The organism is Glutamicibacter sp. TV12E (genome assembly GCF_052441935.1).
Classification (GTDB): Bacteria; Actinomycetota; Actinomycetes; order Actinomycetales; family Micrococcaceae; genus Glutamicibacter.
Map to the genome: position 1 here is coordinate 186453 of NZ_JBQVVF010000001.1, position 17027 is coordinate 203479.

The 17027-nt window shown below is 60.2% G+C and carries 15 protein-coding genes; 5 read left to right on the forward strand and 10 right to left on the reverse strand.

What is annotated here, in order from left to right; all coding sequences use genetic code 11:
- Positions 1 to 395 precede the first annotated feature (395 nt).
- From ACT7DV_RS00855 to pdhA, 7 genes are all read right to left on the reverse strand, one after another.
- Positions 396 to 2039 carry an ABC transporter ATP-binding protein gene (locus ACT7DV_RS00855; RefSeq protein WP_444660480.1) on the reverse strand — a complete coding sequence of 548 codons (1644 nt, stop codon included), beginning with the start codon at positions 2037 to 2039 and terminating at the stop codon, positions 396 to 398.
- Positions 2040 to 2042: 3 nt separating this feature from the next.
- Positions 2043 to 3056 carry an ABC transporter permease gene (locus ACT7DV_RS00860; RefSeq protein ID WP_444660481.1) on the reverse strand — a complete coding sequence of 338 codons (1014 nt, stop codon included), beginning with the start codon at positions 3054 to 3056 and terminating at the stop codon, positions 2043 to 2045.
- Positions 3049 to 3975, reverse strand: coding sequence for an ABC transporter permease (locus ACT7DV_RS00865; RefSeq protein WP_444660482.1), 927 nt, complete (start codon positions 3973 to 3975; stop codon positions 3049 to 3051). Before ACT7DV_RS00865 ends, ACT7DV_RS00860 begins: the two co-directional genes overlap by 8 nt.
- A gap of 190 nt (positions 3976 to 4165) precedes the next feature.
- Positions 4166 to 5797 carry a peptide ABC transporter substrate-binding protein gene (locus ACT7DV_RS00870; protein WP_444660483.1) on the reverse strand — a complete coding sequence of 544 codons (1632 nt, stop codon included), beginning with the start codon at positions 5795 to 5797 and terminating at the stop codon, positions 4166 to 4168.
- 196 nt (positions 5798 to 5993) lie between these two features.
- Complete coding sequence (locus tag ACT7DV_RS00875; RefSeq protein ID WP_444660484.1) at positions 5994 to 7298, reverse strand: dihydrolipoamide acetyltransferase family protein; 1305 nt, start codon at positions 7296 to 7298, stop codon at positions 5994 to 5996.
- On the reverse strand, positions 7298 to 8287 hold the full coding sequence (locus tag ACT7DV_RS00880) for an alpha-ketoacid dehydrogenase subunit beta (protein WP_444664737.1): 990 nt from the start codon (positions 8285 to 8287) through the stop codon (positions 7298 to 7300). The genes ACT7DV_RS00875 and ACT7DV_RS00880 overlap by 1 nt, the downstream gene beginning before the upstream one ends.
- A 14-nt stretch (positions 8288 to 8301) precedes the next feature.
- Positions 8302 to 9417: a pyruvate dehydrogenase (acetyl-transferring) E1 component subunit alpha gene (gene pdhA, locus ACT7DV_RS00885; protein WP_444660485.1), complete on the reverse strand. Its 1116-nt coding sequence runs from the start codon at positions 9415 to 9417 to the stop codon at positions 8302 to 8304.
- 149 nt (positions 9418 to 9566) lie between these two features.
- Here pdhA and ACT7DV_RS00890 point away from each other — a divergent pair, with 149 nt between their 5' ends.
- The gene (locus ACT7DV_RS00890) at positions 9567 to 10043 is read left to right on the forward strand and encodes an Lrp/AsnC family transcriptional regulator (RefSeq protein ID WP_146278282.1); all 477 of its coding nucleotides are present in this window, start codon (positions 9567 to 9569) and stop codon (positions 10041 to 10043) included.
- Positions 10044 to 10120: 77 nt separating this feature from the next.
- Here the strand turns inward: ACT7DV_RS00890 and ACT7DV_RS00895 are convergent, their stop codons facing one another.
- On the reverse strand, positions 10121 to 11746 hold the full coding sequence (locus ACT7DV_RS00895; protein ID WP_444660486.1) for a solute symporter family protein: 1626 nt from the start codon (positions 11744 to 11746) through the stop codon (positions 10121 to 10123).
- A complete protein-coding gene (locus tag ACT7DV_RS00900) occupies positions 11747 to 12091 on the reverse strand; it encodes a DUF485 domain-containing protein (protein ID WP_060701026.1) in 345 nt (114 codons plus the stop codon).
- A gap of 195 nt (positions 12092 to 12286) precedes the next feature.
- Here ACT7DV_RS00900 and ACT7DV_RS00905 point away from each other — a divergent pair, with 195 nt between their 5' ends.
- From ACT7DV_RS00905 to ACT7DV_RS00920, 4 genes are read left to right on the forward strand one after another with little or no spacing between them, the layout of a single operon-like run.
- Entirely contained in the window at positions 12287 to 13468 is a 1182-nt protein-coding gene (locus ACT7DV_RS00905) for a sensor histidine kinase (protein ID WP_444660487.1), read from the forward strand.
- Positions 13469 to 13497: 29 nt separating this feature from the next.
- Complete coding sequence (locus tag ACT7DV_RS00910; RefSeq protein WP_444660488.1) at positions 13498 to 14214, forward strand: LytR/AlgR family response regulator transcription factor; 717 nt, start codon at positions 13498 to 13500, stop codon at positions 14212 to 14214.
- Positions 14215 to 14229: 15 nt separating this feature from the next.
- Positions 14230 to 14637, forward strand: a complete 408-nt coding sequence (locus tag ACT7DV_RS00915) for a hypothetical protein (protein ID WP_444660489.1) — start codon at positions 14230 to 14232, stop codon at positions 14635 to 14637.
- Complete coding sequence (locus ACT7DV_RS00920; protein ID WP_444664740.1) at positions 14630 to 16105, forward strand: sodium/solute symporter; 1476 nt, start codon at positions 14630 to 14632, stop codon at positions 16103 to 16105. Before ACT7DV_RS00915 ends, ACT7DV_RS00920 begins: the two co-directional genes overlap by 8 nt.
- Here ACT7DV_RS00920 and ACT7DV_RS00925 read toward each other — a convergent pair.
- Positions 16062 to 16988: an EamA family transporter gene (locus tag ACT7DV_RS00925; RefSeq protein WP_444660490.1), complete on the reverse strand. Its 927-nt coding sequence runs from the start codon at positions 16986 to 16988 to the stop codon at positions 16062 to 16064. The genes ACT7DV_RS00920 and ACT7DV_RS00925 overlap by 44 nt on opposite strands.
- Between the last annotated feature and the right edge of the window lie 39 nt (positions 16989 to 17027).

Genomic DNA, 17027 nt, shown 5'->3' on the forward strand with positions numbered 1-17027 from the left:
GATTCAATGTGGACCAAATCACATGACCGATCCATTGAGGAATACACTAACCTGAATTTTCTGGCTTGGATAGAGAAAGATTCGTTTCACATCTCCCCCTTCGAACAGTTCTTGAGAGCGATTTGCAACGAGCTTGTTACCAGCGAGTTCATGCGATCCATGCCACATCCGCGAGATTTCAAGGGTTTCTTTCAGATTGGGAAAATTCAATCAGAACACCCACGTTACGAGTATGTTTCATGGATGGCTTTATAACGGTTTTGCAACATTTGCTTCAGTTTGAAAAAATCTGAAATATTCGTTGAATATGACGAAGCACGAGGCTTTCTTTAACGAGCAAGGGGACGTCGAAACCAATGGTTTCGACGTCCCCTTGAGGCGTCTTCGGCGACCGATTAGATCAGTGAAGCACCTGGAATCGCACCCAGCAGGTTACGGGTGTATTCGCTCTTGGGAGCATTGAAAATCTCGTCGGCAGTTCCCTGCTCGACGATCTTTCCATGTTCCATCACGCAGACATTGTCCGCAATCTGCCGAACCACTGCCAGGTCGTGGGTGATGAACAAGTAGGTCAGTCCCATATCCCGTTGCAGTTCATCCAGAAGCTCCAGGACCTGCGCCTGGACCAAGACGTCCAAAGCAGATACCGCCTCGTCGCAGACGATCATCTCAGGCTGCAAAGCCAGTGCACGGGCGATAGCAATACGCTGGCGCTGGCCACCGGAGAGCTCATTCGGGAATCTGTGCATGGTCGAAGCCGGCATGGATACCTGCTCCAGCAGTTCCTTGACCTTTTTCTGGCGCGACGCGCTGTTGCCAATCCCGTGGATGCGCAGGGGCTCCTCGATCGTTCGATAAATCGAATACATCGGATCAAGCGAACCATAGGGATCCTGGAAAATCGGCTGCACGCGGCGACGGTACTTGAACAATTTCCTCTCGCTCAAATTCCCGATCTGTTCGCCGTCGAAGACGATCTCACCCTCGGTTTTGTCCAAGAGATTCAGTACCATCTGGGCGATGGTGGACTTGCCGGAACCGGATTCGCCCACCACTGCCGTGGTGGTGCCCTTCGGAATTTCGAAGGATACGTTGTCCACCGCGGTGAACTGTTCCTTCTTGCCGAAGCCCTTGCGGATGTCATAGACCTTGGTCAGGTTGCTGACCTTCAGCAGTGGCTCGGCCTTGCCCGGAACGATTTCGTCAACAATGGCCTCATGCTTGTCGCCGCGCTGTGCAGACAAGGATGGAGCAGAGTTGATCAGCCGCTTGGTGTATGGATGCTGCGGGTTGCGCAGGATGTCCAGTGCTGGGCCGTATTCAACGACTCGGCCCTTGTACATCACTACAACTTTTTCCGCGCGCTCTGCAGCCAGTCCGAGGTCGTGGGTGATCAACAGGACTGCGGTGCCCAGCTCGGTGGTCATCGTATCCAGATGATCCAGAATCTGCTGCTGGACGGTCACGTCCAAGGCACTGGTGGGCTCATCGGCAATCAGCAGGCGCGGACGGCATGCCAGGCCAATAGCAATCAATGCACGCTGGCGCATGCCACCGGAGAACTCGTGGGGGTATTGTCCTGCGCGAACCTCCGGGTTGGGCAAGCCTGCATCAGCAAGGACCTGGGCGACGCGTTCCTTGGGGTTATCCCCCGCAAGGCCGTTCGCCTTCAGAGTTTCCTTGACCTGGAAGCCAATCTTCCACACCGGGTTCAAGTTGGACATTGGATCTTGGGGAACCATGCCAATGTGATTGCCACGCAGTTCAACGAATCGCTTTTCGCTGGCGTGCGAAATGTCTTCGCCATCGAACAGGATCTGGCCCGAAGAAACCGAACCGTTGCCGGCCAGCAGACCGATAGCGGCCAGTGCCGAGGTTGACTTGCCGGAACCGGACTCGCCCACAATGGCCACGGTCTCCCCTGGCATCACGGTGAAGTTTGCATCGCGCACGGCGTGTACTGGTCCATCAGGAGTGGAGAAGGTAATCGCCAAGTCCTTGATTTCCAGCAACGGCTTTGGTGTTGCGGTTTCAGTCATCGTCTAGGCTCCCTTCCGGGCCTTGGGATCCAGCGCGTCTCGCACTGCATCGCCGAGCATGATGAAGCTCAAGACTGTCACCGACAGGAACAGAGCAGGCCACATCAGCATCATCGGGTTGTTGCGAAGCTGCTGTTGGGCAGTCGAGATGTCGTTGCCCCAGCTCATGATTTCAGGCGGCAAACCGACACCAAGGAAGGACAGCGTCGCTTCGGCAACGATGTACACGCCCAGGTTCACGGTCGCCACAACAATGATCGGTGCCAACGAGTTGGGAATGACGTGCTTGAGCAGCGAATTGAACTTGGAGAGCCCCAAAGCGCGCGATGCTTTCACATAATCGGCGCTCCGCGCTTCAATCACAGCACCACGGGTAATTCGTGCCAGCTGCGGCCAGCCGAAAATCGCCAGCGTGACAATAACGGTCCACACGCTTCGGTTGTCTCGGAATGCAGGAAGCTGCATCACGATGATGGCTCCAAGGATCAGTGGCAGCGCGAAGAAGATATCGCCCAAACGTGCCAGAACAGCATCAATCCATCCGCCATAGAAGCCGGCCAGTGCACCCAGCGCGCCGCCGACGATGACAACGATCAGGGTGGTGAAGACGCCGACCAGCAGCGATGCGCGCGTGCCGTAGATGACGCGTGAATAGATATCGCAGCCCTGGAGGTTGAAGCCCATGATATGGCCAGCCCGGCCAGGTTCATTCGAGTTCTCTAGGGCGCAATAGGTTGGGTCCTGCGAGCTGAACAGCTGCGGGAAAGCCGCAACGACAATGATCGCAAGAATCAGAATCGCGGAAATGATGAACAGCGGCTGCTTGCGCAGTGAACGCCAAGCCTCTGCCCACATGGACAGCGGCTTGCCGGTTTCCTTGACGGAGTCGACTGCTTGCAATGGCGTCTCGTCCAAGGGAGCAACAAAATGCTCGATCTTGTACTTGGAAACTTTGCCGGCGCGGACCTTGCTGATGGGCAGTCCGTCTTCCGGATTAAAATTCTGGTTCTCAGGCATAACGGATCCTTGGGTCAAGCAGTGCGTACAGCATATCCACGATCAGGTTGGCGACGACGAAGACGATCACCAGCACACCGACGATGGCGACAACGGTCGGGGTTTCGCCCTTTTGAATTGCCTGGTACAGCAGGTGTCCAACACCGGGCACGTTGAAGATGCCTTCGGTGACAATTGCGCCACCCATCAGCGAGCCGAGGTCCGCTCCGAGGAACGTCACGACAGGAATCAGCGAGTTGCGAAGGATGTGCACGGTGACAACGCGATTGCGGCTCAAGCCCTTGGCAGTGGCAGTGCGCACGAAGTCCGCGGACTTGTTTTCGATCACCGAGGTCCGAGTCAAGCGAACCACGTAGGCCAGCGAAACCAGGCCTAGCACGAGGGCCGGCAAGAAGAGTTCGCCCCAGGTTGCCGCGCCGGAAACAGTGGGCTTGGCCCATTCGAGTTTCACGCCAACGACGAACTGCAGAACGAAGCCGAGCACGAAGGTTGGCACAGCGATCACGATCAGCGAAGCAACCAGAATGGTCGAGTCGAACCACTTGCCCTTGCGCATACCCGCGATGACACCGAAGATGATGCCGAAAATGCCTTCAATCAGCAGGGCCAGAATCGCAAGGCGTGCGGTGACTGGGAAGGCGCGGCCCAGCAGGGCGCTGACTTCCTGACCTGAGAACGAGGTTCCAAGATCGAAGGTCACCAGGTTCTTCAAGTACAGGCCATACTGAACCCAGAATGGCTTGTCCAAATTGTATTGGGCTTCGAGGGCTGCACGAGTCGCATCGGACATCGGCTTGCCACCGGAAAGCGCGGCGATAGGATCACCGGGCGTGGCAAAAACCAAGAAGTACACCAGCAGTGTTGCACCGATAAATACCGGGATCAGCTGGGCAATTCTCTTGAGCATGAAACTTAACATGCGTGCACCTCACCTCGAGATGCTGGACGGCACTTGGCCATTATTTCCCTCTTCCCGTCGATAAGTATCTCGACGTTTATTTTTGGGAGGCAGATCAAACATGCCAAAGGGAGACCCTTTGTACCTTGGGTCTCCCTTGACATGCCTTTCAGCCAATTTCGGACTTGAACAGTCCGAATGCTGAAATTACTTACTTACCAGTGATTTCGTTGTACATTGGAACGCCGTTCCAACCGAACTCAACGTTGGCGACGTTCTCGCTCCAACCACCCTGGACTGCTTGGTACCACAGTGGGATGGCAGGAAGATCCTTGAACAGGATCTCCTGGGATTCGTTGAAGATCTTTGCGCCTTCAACTGGGTCGGTTGCAGCTAGACCCTTGGCCAGCGACTCGTCAAATTCCTTGCTGGAGTACTTGCCATCGTTCGAACCTGCACCTGTACCAAACAGCGGGCCCAGGAAGTTGTAGAGCGATGGGTAGTCGGCCTGCCAGCCCGTGCGGAAGCCACCGGTCATGGTGTAGGCGGTAACCTTGGCGCGCAGTTCCTTGAAGGAGCTGAACGACTTTGCGGTTGCGTTGATGCCGAGGTTGTTCTTCAGCTGGTTGACAATTGCCTCAACGAATTCCTTGTTGCCGGCGCCATCAACGTTGTAGCCGATGGAGAATTCCTTGTCAGCGTCCCACTTGCTGATCTTGTCGGCGTCAGCCCAAAGCTTCTTGGCTTCGGCATCATCGAATTCGAGGACTTCGCTGCCAGGCAGCTTGTCGTCGTAGCCTTCGAGCACTGGAGCGGTGAAGTCCTTGGCGATAACCTTGCCGCCCTGGTACACCTTGTCGATGATCAGCTGGCGGTCAATTGCACGCGAGATCGCTGCACGGCGGAGGTTGCCCTCTTCGTCCTGCTTGAAGTGATCCAGGTAGCCGGGAATGGTGATGGTCGCGTTACCGGCGTATGGCGAGTTGACCGAGCGGTCGCCCAGGTCAGACTGGTAGGAAGCAAGCTGGCTCGGTGGAATCTGGTCCAGCACGTCCAGGTTGCCGGAAACCAGGTCCTGGTAGGCCGAGTCGGTGGACTGGTAGACCTTGAAGTCGATGCCGCCGTTCGCAGCCTTGCGTGGACCGTCGTACTTCTCGTTGATGTCCATCTTCAAGTTGACGTCGTGGTTCCACTCGGTCAGCTTGTACGGACCGTTGCCAACTGGCTTTTCGCCGAAGGCCTTGGGATCCTCGAAGGCTGCCTCTGGCAATGGCATGAAGGCAGTGTAGCCCAGACGCAGCGGGAAGTCGGATTCCGGCTGGGAAAGCTCGACGGTGAAGGTAGTGTCATCGACAACCTTCAGGCCTTCCATCTTGTCTTCCTTGGACTTCTCGGCGTTGACCTTGTCGAAGCCCTTGATGGACTCGAAGAAGTAGGAGTTCAGCTGGGCGTTCTTGGCTGCGGCACCGAAGTTCCAGGCATCCACGAACGAAGCAGCGGTTACTGGGGATCCATCGGAGAAAGTCTGGCCCGACTTGATCTTGATGGTGTAGTTCTGGGAATCCTTGGTCTCGATGGACTCTGCGAGTTCATTGACCGGAGCACCCTTTGCGTCATAGCTGACCAGGCCCGTGAAGAGCAGGTCCATAACGCGACCGCCACCAACTTCGTTGGTGTTGGCCGGCAGTAGGCCGTTTTGTGGTTCGGTGGTGTTTGCGGTGACGACGTACGAGCCGTCTGCTTCGCCGCCTGCGGAATCATTCGAACCGCCGCCACAAGCCGACAGGGTCAGTGCCAAGGCTGCTGATAGAACGACAGCCTTAGATGCGTGCGAGTATCGCATCCTATTTCTCCTCAACATAAGGTTGCTGCTTCTGCATTTCGCAGAGCCGTGCAGGCAAGCGTGAGCTGTAGCACGTAGTGAATGAGATTACATCAAATATTGCGAAACAACCAATGAATATTCATGAAAGCAATGCTTGAAATCCATTTTGTCATTCGTTCAAAATTATTTTGAGCTAGTCAAAATCTCTAGATTCTCAAATAAAAATATTCATCAATCCTGGGTCCTCCAAAACCGAACCGACACCTGCGAGGAACTCGCTTGCTTCCTTGCCGTCAACGACTCTGTGATCAAATGACAAAGCCAAAGTCATGGTATGGCGAAGGGCTACTTCGCCCTGGTACTCCCAAGGGCGCCGCTTCACCTGGCCCAGGGCCAAGATCCCGGCCTGCCCGGGCGGCAGGATCGGCGTTCCAGCATCCACGCCAAAAACGCCGACGTTCGTGATTGAGAAGGTGCCTCCCGACAACTGAGCTGGAGCAAGAGTTCCGGCACGCCCCTGGACAATAATCCCGCTCAACGCCGTGGCCAACTGGGGCAGCGGCAAGTCCTGGGCATTCTTCACCACTGGCACAAGCAAACCCCGGTCAGTAGCTACTGCCATTCCCAGATTCACCGAACCGAATTCTATAATTTCGTCGGCTTTTTCGTCCCACATCGAATTCAACGCTGGATAGGTACGCAACAGGCGGGTCACGACCAAGGCAGCCAGCGTCGTGATATTCAGCTTGATGTCCTTCAACAGAGGATGGGAACGCAACCGCTCAACCAGGGCCATCGATTCCGTGACATCCACGGTCAAAAATTCGGTGGCATGCGGGGCGGTGAACGCCGACTGCACCATCGCCTTGGCTGTGGCGCGACGCACCGCAGTGATCTTTACATGCCTGTCCCCTAGGCCGCCCGGCCGGACCGGCGCATCAAGAGCGGCAGGAGATGCAGTGGCCCTTGGCCCATTCCCGGCATCAATCGCCTGCTGGACATCGCGGCGAAGCACTAGCCCATCTTCGCCACTGCCGGTGAGCATCGAAATATCCACACCGTGATCACGGGCGAGCTTGCGAACCGGCGGAGTGCATCGAGTCACCGCCCGACGCTGTTCTTCATGGCGCTCGGCCACAGCTGCACCCGAGGTGCGCGCCGAACGGGACTTGCGCTGGGGCCGGGCACCAGTTGCCGCTGGTGCGCCATAGCCTACAAGAGTAGGCGTGCGCTCCCCCGCGCTGGGTTGCGGTTCTGGATCTTTTCCTCGTGCTGGTTCGTCATCTCCAAAGGTGACGAGCGGGCCGCCAACCTGGACGACCTGGCCTTGGGCGGCATGAATCTGCTGGACTACCCCGGCATAAGGTGAAGGCAGTTCAACTACAGCCTTGGCGGTTTCCACCTCGGCGATCACCTGGTTCAGCGCCACGTGCTCGCCGACCTTGATTTTCCAGTTCAGCACCTCGGATTCGGTCAGCCCCTCGCCAAGATCCGGAAGCTTAAAAGTTTGATCCGTCATCACTGGGCAGTTCCTTTGCTTGCCTCATGGTGTCGCATCACGGTATCCACCGCGTGCATCACTCGATCCAGGTCGGGTAAATGGTGGCTTTCAAGCCGTGACGGTGGATAGGGAACATCGAACCCTGTCACGCGCAGCGGCGCATGTTCCAAATAGTCGAAGCAGCGCTCGGTGATCTCGGCACAAATTTCCGCGCCCAAACCGCTGGTGCGGCTGGCCTCATGGACCACGACAAGCTTCCCGGTGCGCTGCACCGACTGGGCGACAGTGTCGATATCCAGCGGGTCCAGGCTGCGCAGATCAATGACCTCCAGGCTGGTGCCTTCATCTTCGGCAGCCAGGGCCACATCTATCAGCGTGTAGGTGGTTGGGCCATAACCGACCATGGTGACATCGGTACCGGCGCGGATGATCTTCGCCTTGGGCGAGGCATCGGGCTGAACTGCGCCCAGTTCCGCCTCGGTCTTCTCGTGGTAACGGCGTTTTGGCTCAAAGAAGATCACCGGGTCATCGCAGGTGATTGCCTGGCGCAGCATCGCGTAGGCATCTTCAACGCTGGAGGGCGCAAACACGCGAAGCCCGGCGGTATGCGCGAAGTAGGCTTCTGGCGACTCGGAATGGTGCTCCGGAGAACCGATGCCGCCGCCGTACGGGATGCGGACGGTCACCGGCATCTTCACTCGCCCGCGGGACCGGTAGTGCAACTTGGCCAGCTGCGAAACCAGCTGGTCAAAAGCGGGATAGGTGAAGCCGTCGAATTGGATCTCGACCACCGGGCGGTAGCCGCGGTAGGCCAGGCCGATGGCCGTGCCGACGATTCCAGATTCGGCCAGCGGGGTATCAACGACTCGATGCTCCCCGAATTCGGCCTTCAGCCCGTCGGTCACGCGGAAGACTCCGCCAAGTGTTCCGATATCTTCGCCGAGCAGGATGACCTTGTCATCCTCGCTCAGGGCATCATGCAGCGACTTGTTCAGTGCTTTGAGCATGGTGGTAGCCACGGCTATTCACCACCCTCGAAGCCGGCCAGGTAATCGAGGTAGCTCTTCGCTGCCCGCTCGGTGGGTTCATGCGGCTGGGCATAAACGTTGGAGAACAGTTCTTCCACCTTCGGATCTTCCATCGTGGTGATCGCGGCACGCAGCTTGGCAGCCATGTCATCGGCTGCGTTCTGGGCGCGCTGTTCATAGGACTGCACATCGGCGCCCATTTCGTGCAGGTATTTCACCAAGCGATCGATCGGGTCCTTGGCTTTCCATTCTTCGAGCTGCTCGGCCTTGCGGTAGCGGGTGGGGTCATCGGCAGTGGTGTGCGAACCCATGCGGTAGGTGACAGCTTCGATGAACGTCGGCCCCAGGCCGTGCCGGGCGTGGGCCAGGGCCGCCTTGGTTGCCGCGTACACTGCGAGGATGTCGTTGCCATCAACCCGCCAGGTCTTCAGACCGAAGCCGTGGGCCCGGTCAGCGATATGGGTGCGGCTTTGCAGGGCCACCGGTTCCGAGATGGCCCATTGGTTGTTCTGGCAGAAGAACAGGACGGGTGCCTGATAGCTGGCCGCGAAAACCATGGCCTCACTAACGTCGCCCTGGCTGGTGGCGCCATCGCCAAAGTACGCCACGGAGACTTGCCCGCCTCCATCGAATTTGATGCCCATGCCATAGCCGGCCGCATGCAAGGCCTGCGAACCGATGACAATTTGCTGGCAGGCGATATTCACTTCATTCGGGTCCCAGCCGCTGGCCTGGGCTCCGCGCCAAACGCTGAGCAGGTCCTCGGCCTGGACTCCCCTGGCCCACGCCACTCCATGCTCGCGATAGGAAGGGAAAATGAAATCATCGTCCTCGGTAGCCCGCACCGATCCGATTTGCGCGGCCTCCTGGCCAAGCAATGGCGCCCAGAGGCCCAGTTGCCCCTGGCGTTGCAGGGCGGTGGCCTCATTGTCCATGCGCCGAAGCACGACCATATCGCGCAGAAAATCTGCAAGGTCCGCTTCCTTGAGGTCCTTGAGGTAGTGGTCAAGTTCTTCGTCCGGAATTCGTTTCCCGTCGACGTTCAGCAGCTGATGCGTTGGTAGGCTTCCAGCGGCTACGTCCATGTGCTGTGTGGACACGATCGGCATCCTTACTCTCACGTAGTCTGTGGCGGAATTCTTCGTCGAACCCCGCTTAATGTGATGCTACTCACGCAACGCAATACGCACAATGGTGATTCGAAAATTAGCGCAAAACGCCCTATTTATCCTTTTCGTCCAGTGCTAACGTGCTCATTATGCACCTCTTGGACATCACAGATCGGCGAATCCTGCTAGCCATGGCCAGCGCCAAAAAACGCACCGGCTCAGCCATCGCCACGGCACTGAACCTGGGGCGCAATACGGTGCAATCTCGGATGACCCGATTGGAGAATGAAATCCTGGAATCCCCGGACCGCCGGATTCCACCAGCCGCCCTGGGCTACGGACTGCTGTCATTTATCGAGCTTCACGTTGACCAGCGATACCTCGAAGAAATTTCGGCCAAGCTGGCCACCATCCCCGAAGTCCTCGAAGCCCACGGGCTGACCGGCAATGCCGATATCCTGGTGCGCGTGGCCGCCAAGGATGCCGAACAGCTCTTCAGGGTCCACGGCCAGCTCTTGCATATCGATGGGGTGAACCGCGCGGATTCAGCGCTGTCCATGGCACAGCTGGTCCCCTACCGGACCACCGCCCTGCTGCGGCATTCGCTGAAATCCCCCGCACAGTAGAAGCCAATGGCAAGGCCCTGAGGACCAACGATAGTTGTTCCCCAGGGCCTTGCCTGTTCAGTTCTTGCCTGCCGTCCCTAGTGGTCGACGGCCTTTTCCGCACCGACTCCGGTCAGCGAGCGGACTTCCATTTCTGCCTGCTTGGCTGGATCTTCGGTGCCCTGATCGGTCACCGAACCCAACCAGCCCAGGAAGAAGGCCAGTGGAATCGAAACGATGCCCGGGTTGGCCAGCGGGAAGATCGACATGTCGATGCTCGGGATCATCGCCGTCTCCGATCCGGAGAACACCGGCGAGAAGATGATCAGCAGCAGCGCGGAGCCCAAACCGCCGTACATGGACCAGACGGCACCGCGGGTTTTGAAGCCCTTCCAGAACAGCGAGTACAGGATGGTTGGCAGGTTGGCCGAGGCGGCGACCGCGAAGGCCAGTGCCACCAGGAAGGCCACATTCTGGCCCTGGGCGCCGATGCCGCCGGCGATGGCGAAGACGCCGATCACCAGCACGGTGCGCCGGGCCACCTTCATTTCCTTCTCCGGGGTGGACTTGCCCTTGGCGATCACCGAAGCGTACACGTCGTGGGCGAAGGAAGCCGCCGCGGTGATGGTCAGGCCGGCGACCACCGCGAGGATGGTTGCGAAGGCCACGGCCGAGATCAGCCCCAGCAGCACGGTGCCGCCCAATTCGTAGGCCAGCAGCGGGGCAGCCGAGTTCACCCCGCCGGGAGCCGCCTTGATCTTATCCGGGCCGATCAGTGCGCCGGCACCGAAGCCCAGGACCAGGGTGAACAGGTAGAAGGCCCCGATCAGCCAGATCGCCCAAACCACAGACTTGCGAGCTTCCTTGGCGGTGGGCACCGTGTAGAAGCGCATCAGCACGTGCGGCAGGCCCGCGGTGCCGAGGACCAGGGCCAGGGCCAGCGAGATGAAGTCCAGCTTGGATGTTTCGGACTTGCCGTACTGCAGGCCTGGATTCAGGATCTCGGGGTTGCCGGCCACCTCGGCTGCCTTGCCCAGCAGTTCGGAGAAATTGAAGCCGAAGATCGCCAGGGTCCACACAGTCATGATCAGCGCACCGGCAATCAGCAGGCAGGCCTTGATGATCTGCACCCAGGTGGTTCCCTTCATGCCGCCGACCAGCACGTAGAGGATCATCAGCGCGCCGACGATCACGATCACCAGCGATTGGCCGAGCTTCTCGTCAATGCCCAGCAGCAGCGAAACCAGCGCGCCGGCGCCAGCCATCTGCGCCAGCAGGTAGAACACGCAGACAGCCAGGGTGGAGATGGCCGCGGCGATGCGCACCGGGCGCTGCTTGAGCCGGAAGGAGAGCACGTCGGCCATGGTGAACTTGCCGGTATTGCGCAGCAGCTCGGCGACCAGCAGCAGGGCCACCAGCCAGGCGACCAGGAAGCCGATGGAGTAGAGGAAGCCGTCATAGCCGTTGATGGCGATGGCACCGACAATGCCCAGGAAGGAGGCCGCCGAAAGGTAGTCGCCGGCGATGGCGGTGCCGTTCTGCGTTCCGGTGAAGGAACGGCCACCGGCATAGTAGTCGGCCGCGGTCTTGTTGTTCTTCGAAGCGCGCAGCACGATCACCAGGGTGATGCCCACGAAGGCGATGAAGATGCCGATATTCACCAGCGGGTTGCCGACCTGGGTCGATTCTCCGGCGGCCTGGGCCACAATCGAGAGCTGATTCATTTACTTCACTCCCTTTTGCTCGAGGCGTTCGCGGATGGCGGTGGCCTTCGGGTCCAGCTTCTTGTTGGAGAAGCTGACGTAGGCTGCGGTAATCAGGAAGGTCGAGACAAACTGCAGCAGCCCAAGGAGGATGCCCATGTTGATATTGCCCAAGACCTTGATCGACATGAAGTCATGGAAGTAGTCGGCCAGCAAGACGTAGGCGAAATACCAGACGAGGAAGAAGATGGCCATCGGGAAAACGAAACTGCGGTGGGTTCTGCGCAGCTCCTGGAATTCCCCGGATTGGCTCTCCGTAACAAAATCGACGTCTTCGGTGACGTCGCGTTCCGGGTTGGCACTCATTGATGCCCTCCTTGAGCGAGTTGGTGATGTGATCGAGCACACATCTGTTGCGTGACTAAGTTCACTATTGGGGAAGAATTCTTTCGCGACTAGGGGTATCCGGCGGCTAGTGGCCCAACGGGGCGAATTCTGCGCTCAACGGCGCACTGGCCGGCGTTGAGCGGTCGGCCCGAATCGGGGCCCTAAGATGGGAGCATGTCTCCAGCGCTGCAAGCCACCCTGATCGCGGCCATCGTGGTGCTTGGCATTGCCGTCGTTGGCTATTTCGGTTTCAGGATCTCGCGCTCGACCCGGGAGATGGGCACCGATGCCGAAGAAGCCACCTACAAAACGCTGCACCACATGTCGGTGGCGGTCCCCCACCTGGAGCGCGGGCTCACCGAAGAAGGCGCGGCAAAGAGCGCCAAGGCGCTGCGCCGGCTGCTGAACTGCCAGGTGCTGCTGATCAGCGATACCTCGCGGGTCCTGGCCGCAGATGCCGGGATCGAGTTCACCGCGCAGCTCGAAGAGGACGCCTCCGAGGCTTCGGCCAGCACCCTGGCCAGCGGCAAAACCCAGGTGAGGCATTCGGCCGGAATGGATATCGTGGCCGCACCCATCACCGTGGGAGACCAGAGCGTGGGCACCGTGGTGGCCCTGTCCGTGCGCGCCGGGGCGGGCTTTGTCCGCGCGGTGTCCGAGGTGGCGGTTTTTGTCTCCGCCCAGGTCTCCACCGCGCAGCTCGATGAGTCCAAGGCGATGCTGCTCGAAGCCCAAATGCGGGCCCTTCGCGCGCAGATCTCCCCGCACTTCATCTACAACTCGTTGAACGCCATCGCCTCCTTCATCAATACCGACCCGGCCCGCGCCCGCGAATTGGTGATCGAGTTCGCCGATTTCACCCGCTACTCCTTCCGGCGCCGCGGGGAATTCACCACCGTAGCCGAAGAGCTGGAAGCAATCGACCGATACCTGCTGCTGGAGAAGGCCCGCTTCGGCGACCGCATCAAGGTGTCCTTGCAGATTGCGCCCGAGGTGCTCCCGACCCAGATTCCCTTTTTGGCCCTCCAGCCGCTGGTGGAAAATGCGGTGCGCCATGGCTTGGAAGCGCGTCCCGATGGCGGCGTCATCTCGATTACCGCCACCGAGGATGGCCTGCATGCGGTGATTTCGGTGGAGGATGACGGCATGGGCATGGATCCCGAGCAGCTGGCCAGCGTCCTGGCGGGCACCACCACCACCATGCATGTGGGGCTGCGCAATGTCGACCTGCGCCTGCGCCAGCTCTACGGGAACTCCAACGGGCTGGTGGTCGAGACCGCTCCGGGGGCCGGAACGCTGGTCACCCTGCGTGTTCCCAAATTCCGCGCGCCAGACACCAGCGGCCCGGATATCTAGAAAAGCCGGGGAAACGGTAGAATTTTTGCATGATCAATGTGGTGGTGGCCGATGATGAACTCCCTGCAGTAGAAGAGATCTCCTTTCTGCTGAGCCAAGATTCGCGGATTGGCAAAATCCACCGGGCCACCTCCGGGGCCGCGGCCCTGAAGGCGCTGGAAGAAAATGATGTTGATGCGCTGTTCCTCGACATCCACATGCCGGCGCTCTCCGGCCTGGACATCGCCCGGGTCATTTCCCGCTTCACCCATCCGCCGCTGATTGTTTTTGTCACCGCCGACGAGGACCAGGCCCTGCAGGCTTTCGAGCTGGCCGCCATCGACTACGTGCTCAAGCCCATTCGCCCCCAGCGCCTGGCCGAATCCGTGCGCCGCATCTGCGAACTGGTGGAGGAAACCCCCGCCAAGCCGGAAATGATCACCGTTGACCAGGGCGGCATCACCAAGCTGATCCCGCTCAGCGATATCGCCTACGTGCAGGCCCAGGGCGACTACGCCCGGCTGCACACCCAGGATTCGAGCTACCTGATCCGCGTACCGCTCAACGACCTGGAACAGCAGTGGGGAGAATCCGGCTTTGTCCGCATCCACCGCTCCTATTTGGTGTGCATGGACAAAATCGAAACGGTCCGCCTGCAGACCGGCAAGGCTGCCGTGGTCGTCCACGGAGCGGAGCTGCCAATTTCCCGGCGCGCCCTGCCCTACCTGCGCGAGCGCCTGGCCGCCAATCGCGTTCGCCCGCTGTAGGAACCCGGGCCTGAAGTGCAGTTACCCGATGCCGGCCAGCAGCGCCAGCCTCCAGAGCCTCCCGGGCGTTTTGCCCAGCAGCGTCCGCAACGCGTGCGCGTGCAAGCGCCCCAGGACGCGTCGCTGGCGCCCCCGAACCAGCGCCCCGAGCATACCGCCGAAGAGTTCTACGTCCGCCAGCTGATCCGTTCCCAGCTGCGCCTGGCCTGTGCGGTGGCCGCCGGGCTTTTGGCCCTGCTGGTGGGCATCTGCTCGCTGCTGGTGCTCTGGCCGGTGGTCTCGAATATCCAGCTGTTCGGCATTCCGCTGCCATGGTGGGTTTTGGGGGTGGGCATGTACCCGCTGATCATTGTCGCCGGCATGCTGTACAACCGGGCCGCGGCACGCAATGAGCAACGCTACCGGAGCATCAGCCGTGGATAGCCTGCTTTCTGTTTCCGCGCTTGTTGCGGTCTGCCTGGCCACCATGCTGATCGCCTTTCATGGATTGCGCATCTCGCGCACCACCTCCGACTTCTACGTGGCTTCGCGCACCGTGCGCCCGTGGTGGAATGCCTCGGCCATTGGCGGCGAATACCTCTCCGCGGCCTCCTTCCTCGGTGTGGCCGGGCTCATCGTGCTGTCGGGGCAATCCGGCTTGTGGTTCCCGATCGGCTACACCGCCGGCTACCTGATGCTGCTGCTCTTCGTGGCCGCGCCCTTGCGCCGCTCGCGCGCCTACACGATCCCGGATTTTGCGCAGATACGCTTCGAGAATTCTCCGGTGCTGCGCAAGCTGACCACCTATCTCGTGGTGGTGATCTGCTGGTTGTACATCGTCCCGCAGATGCACGGGGCCGCGCTCACCTTGTCCATCGCCACCGGTCTTCCCAGCTGGGTCGGTCCGGTCGTGGTGGCAGCGGTCGTCTGCGTCACGGTGCTTTCGGGCGGAATGCGTTCGGTGACCTTTGTCCAGGCCTTCCAATACTGGTTCAAGCTCGCCGCCCTGGTGGTGCCAACGATTTTCCTCTTGGTGCGCGCCATCCCCGAGCAGCCCGCCGGCGAACGCGCCCAGAACCTCTTCGCGCAGCTGGAATCGGTTGCGACCATGAACCTGTACGAGACCGTGTCGATTATCCTCGCGCTGCTCTTCGGCACCTTGGGCCTGCCCCATGTGCTGGTGCGCTTCTACACCAACCCCACCGGCCAGACCGCGCGGACCACCACGGTGATCGTGCTCTGCCTGCTCTCCGTGTTCTACCTTTTGCCCACCACCTTGGGCGTTCTGGGGATTTTGTATACCCCGGAGCTCGGTGCCAGCAATGAAACCGATGCCACCATCTTGCTATTGCCGGCCCGGCTTTTTGACGGCTTCCTCGCTGATGCGCTGACCGCCATCGTGGTCGGCGGCGCCTTTGCCGCGTTCCTGTCCACCACCTCGGGCCTGGTGGTATCGCTGGCCGGTGCGATCTCCCAGGAGTTCTTCTCTGGAACGGTGCGCGGATTCCGGATCTCGACGGTGCTGGCCACCGCCCTGCCAGTGCTGATCGCGGTGCTCACCAGCTCGCTGGCCCTGGCCGGGGCCATCGGCAATGTTTTCGCCTTCACCGCCTCAACGATCTGCCCGCTGCTGTTGCTGGGGATATGGTGGCGTTCGCTCACCGCCCGGGGCGCCATCGCGGGCCTGCTGGTGGGGGCGATCAGCTGCGGCACGTCCCTGGCGATCGGGATCTTCCTGCCCGCGATGGATCTCTGGTGGATCCACCTCTTGCGCCAGCCAGCCGCGTGGAGCGTGCCGCTGGCCTTTGTCGTGATGGTCGCGGTCTCGCGCGGCACCCAAAGGGCGGTTCCAGGCAACGTGGACCGGGTTATGGCGTTGCTGCATGTACCCGATCGCGAGGCGAAGTTCTAGGCTGGGCCCGATTGGCCAGCAGCCCCAGCAGCAGCCCGCAGAGCACCAGGGCCATGCCGCCCAGGCTTTGGATGCCAAGGCTCTCGGCGGCCAGCAAGGTTCCCAGGATCACCCCGGCCACCGGGTTCAGCAGCCCCAGCAGCCCCACCGTGCCCGAAGGCAGATGCCGCAGGCCGCTGAACCAGGCCAGGAACGCTATCGCCGTGGCTATGACGCTCAGGTAGCCGAATCCCAGCACCGCCTGGCTGTCCAGGGCCGGCGGCGGTCCCTGGATCAGCCAAGCGAAGGGCAGGAGCAGCAGCCCGCCAGCGACCAGCTGCCAGGCAGTGGTATCCACGATCGGCTGCCCGCTGGACCATTTTTTGGCCAGGATGAAGCCCAGGCTCGAGATGCCCATGGCGGTGAGCGACAAGAGAATTCCGAGCATGCTGATCCGGCTTTGCCCGTCGAAGACCATGATGGCCACGCCCAAAAAGCCCAATGCTGCTCCGATCAGCGGCCAGCGTTTCGGCCGCTCCCCCAGCAGCGGCCAGGCCAGGAGCATCAGCACCCCCGCGGAAATGGCCATGGTGGTCGACGCAATGCTGGAGGGCAGCAGCTGCGCCACCGCGTAGACCAATGCGAAGAAGGCGCCGATGTTCAAGGTGCCAAGCACCAGGGATTTCCACCACCAGCTGCCTCGCGGAAGCCTGCGGCAGATCAGCAGCAAGATGAGACCCGCCGGCAGCGCCCGGAAAACCCCGCCCCATAGTGCCGCATCGCCAGGCAGATACTCCCGGGTGACGTAGTAGGTTGATCCCCATGCGACGGGGGCAATGGCGGTGAGGGCCACCCTGCCCAGCGGGAGGCCATGAGCGCGCCCGGGCATGAAATTAGTTTCCATGGAAACTATATTAGCTTCCGTGGAAACTATAATAAAGTC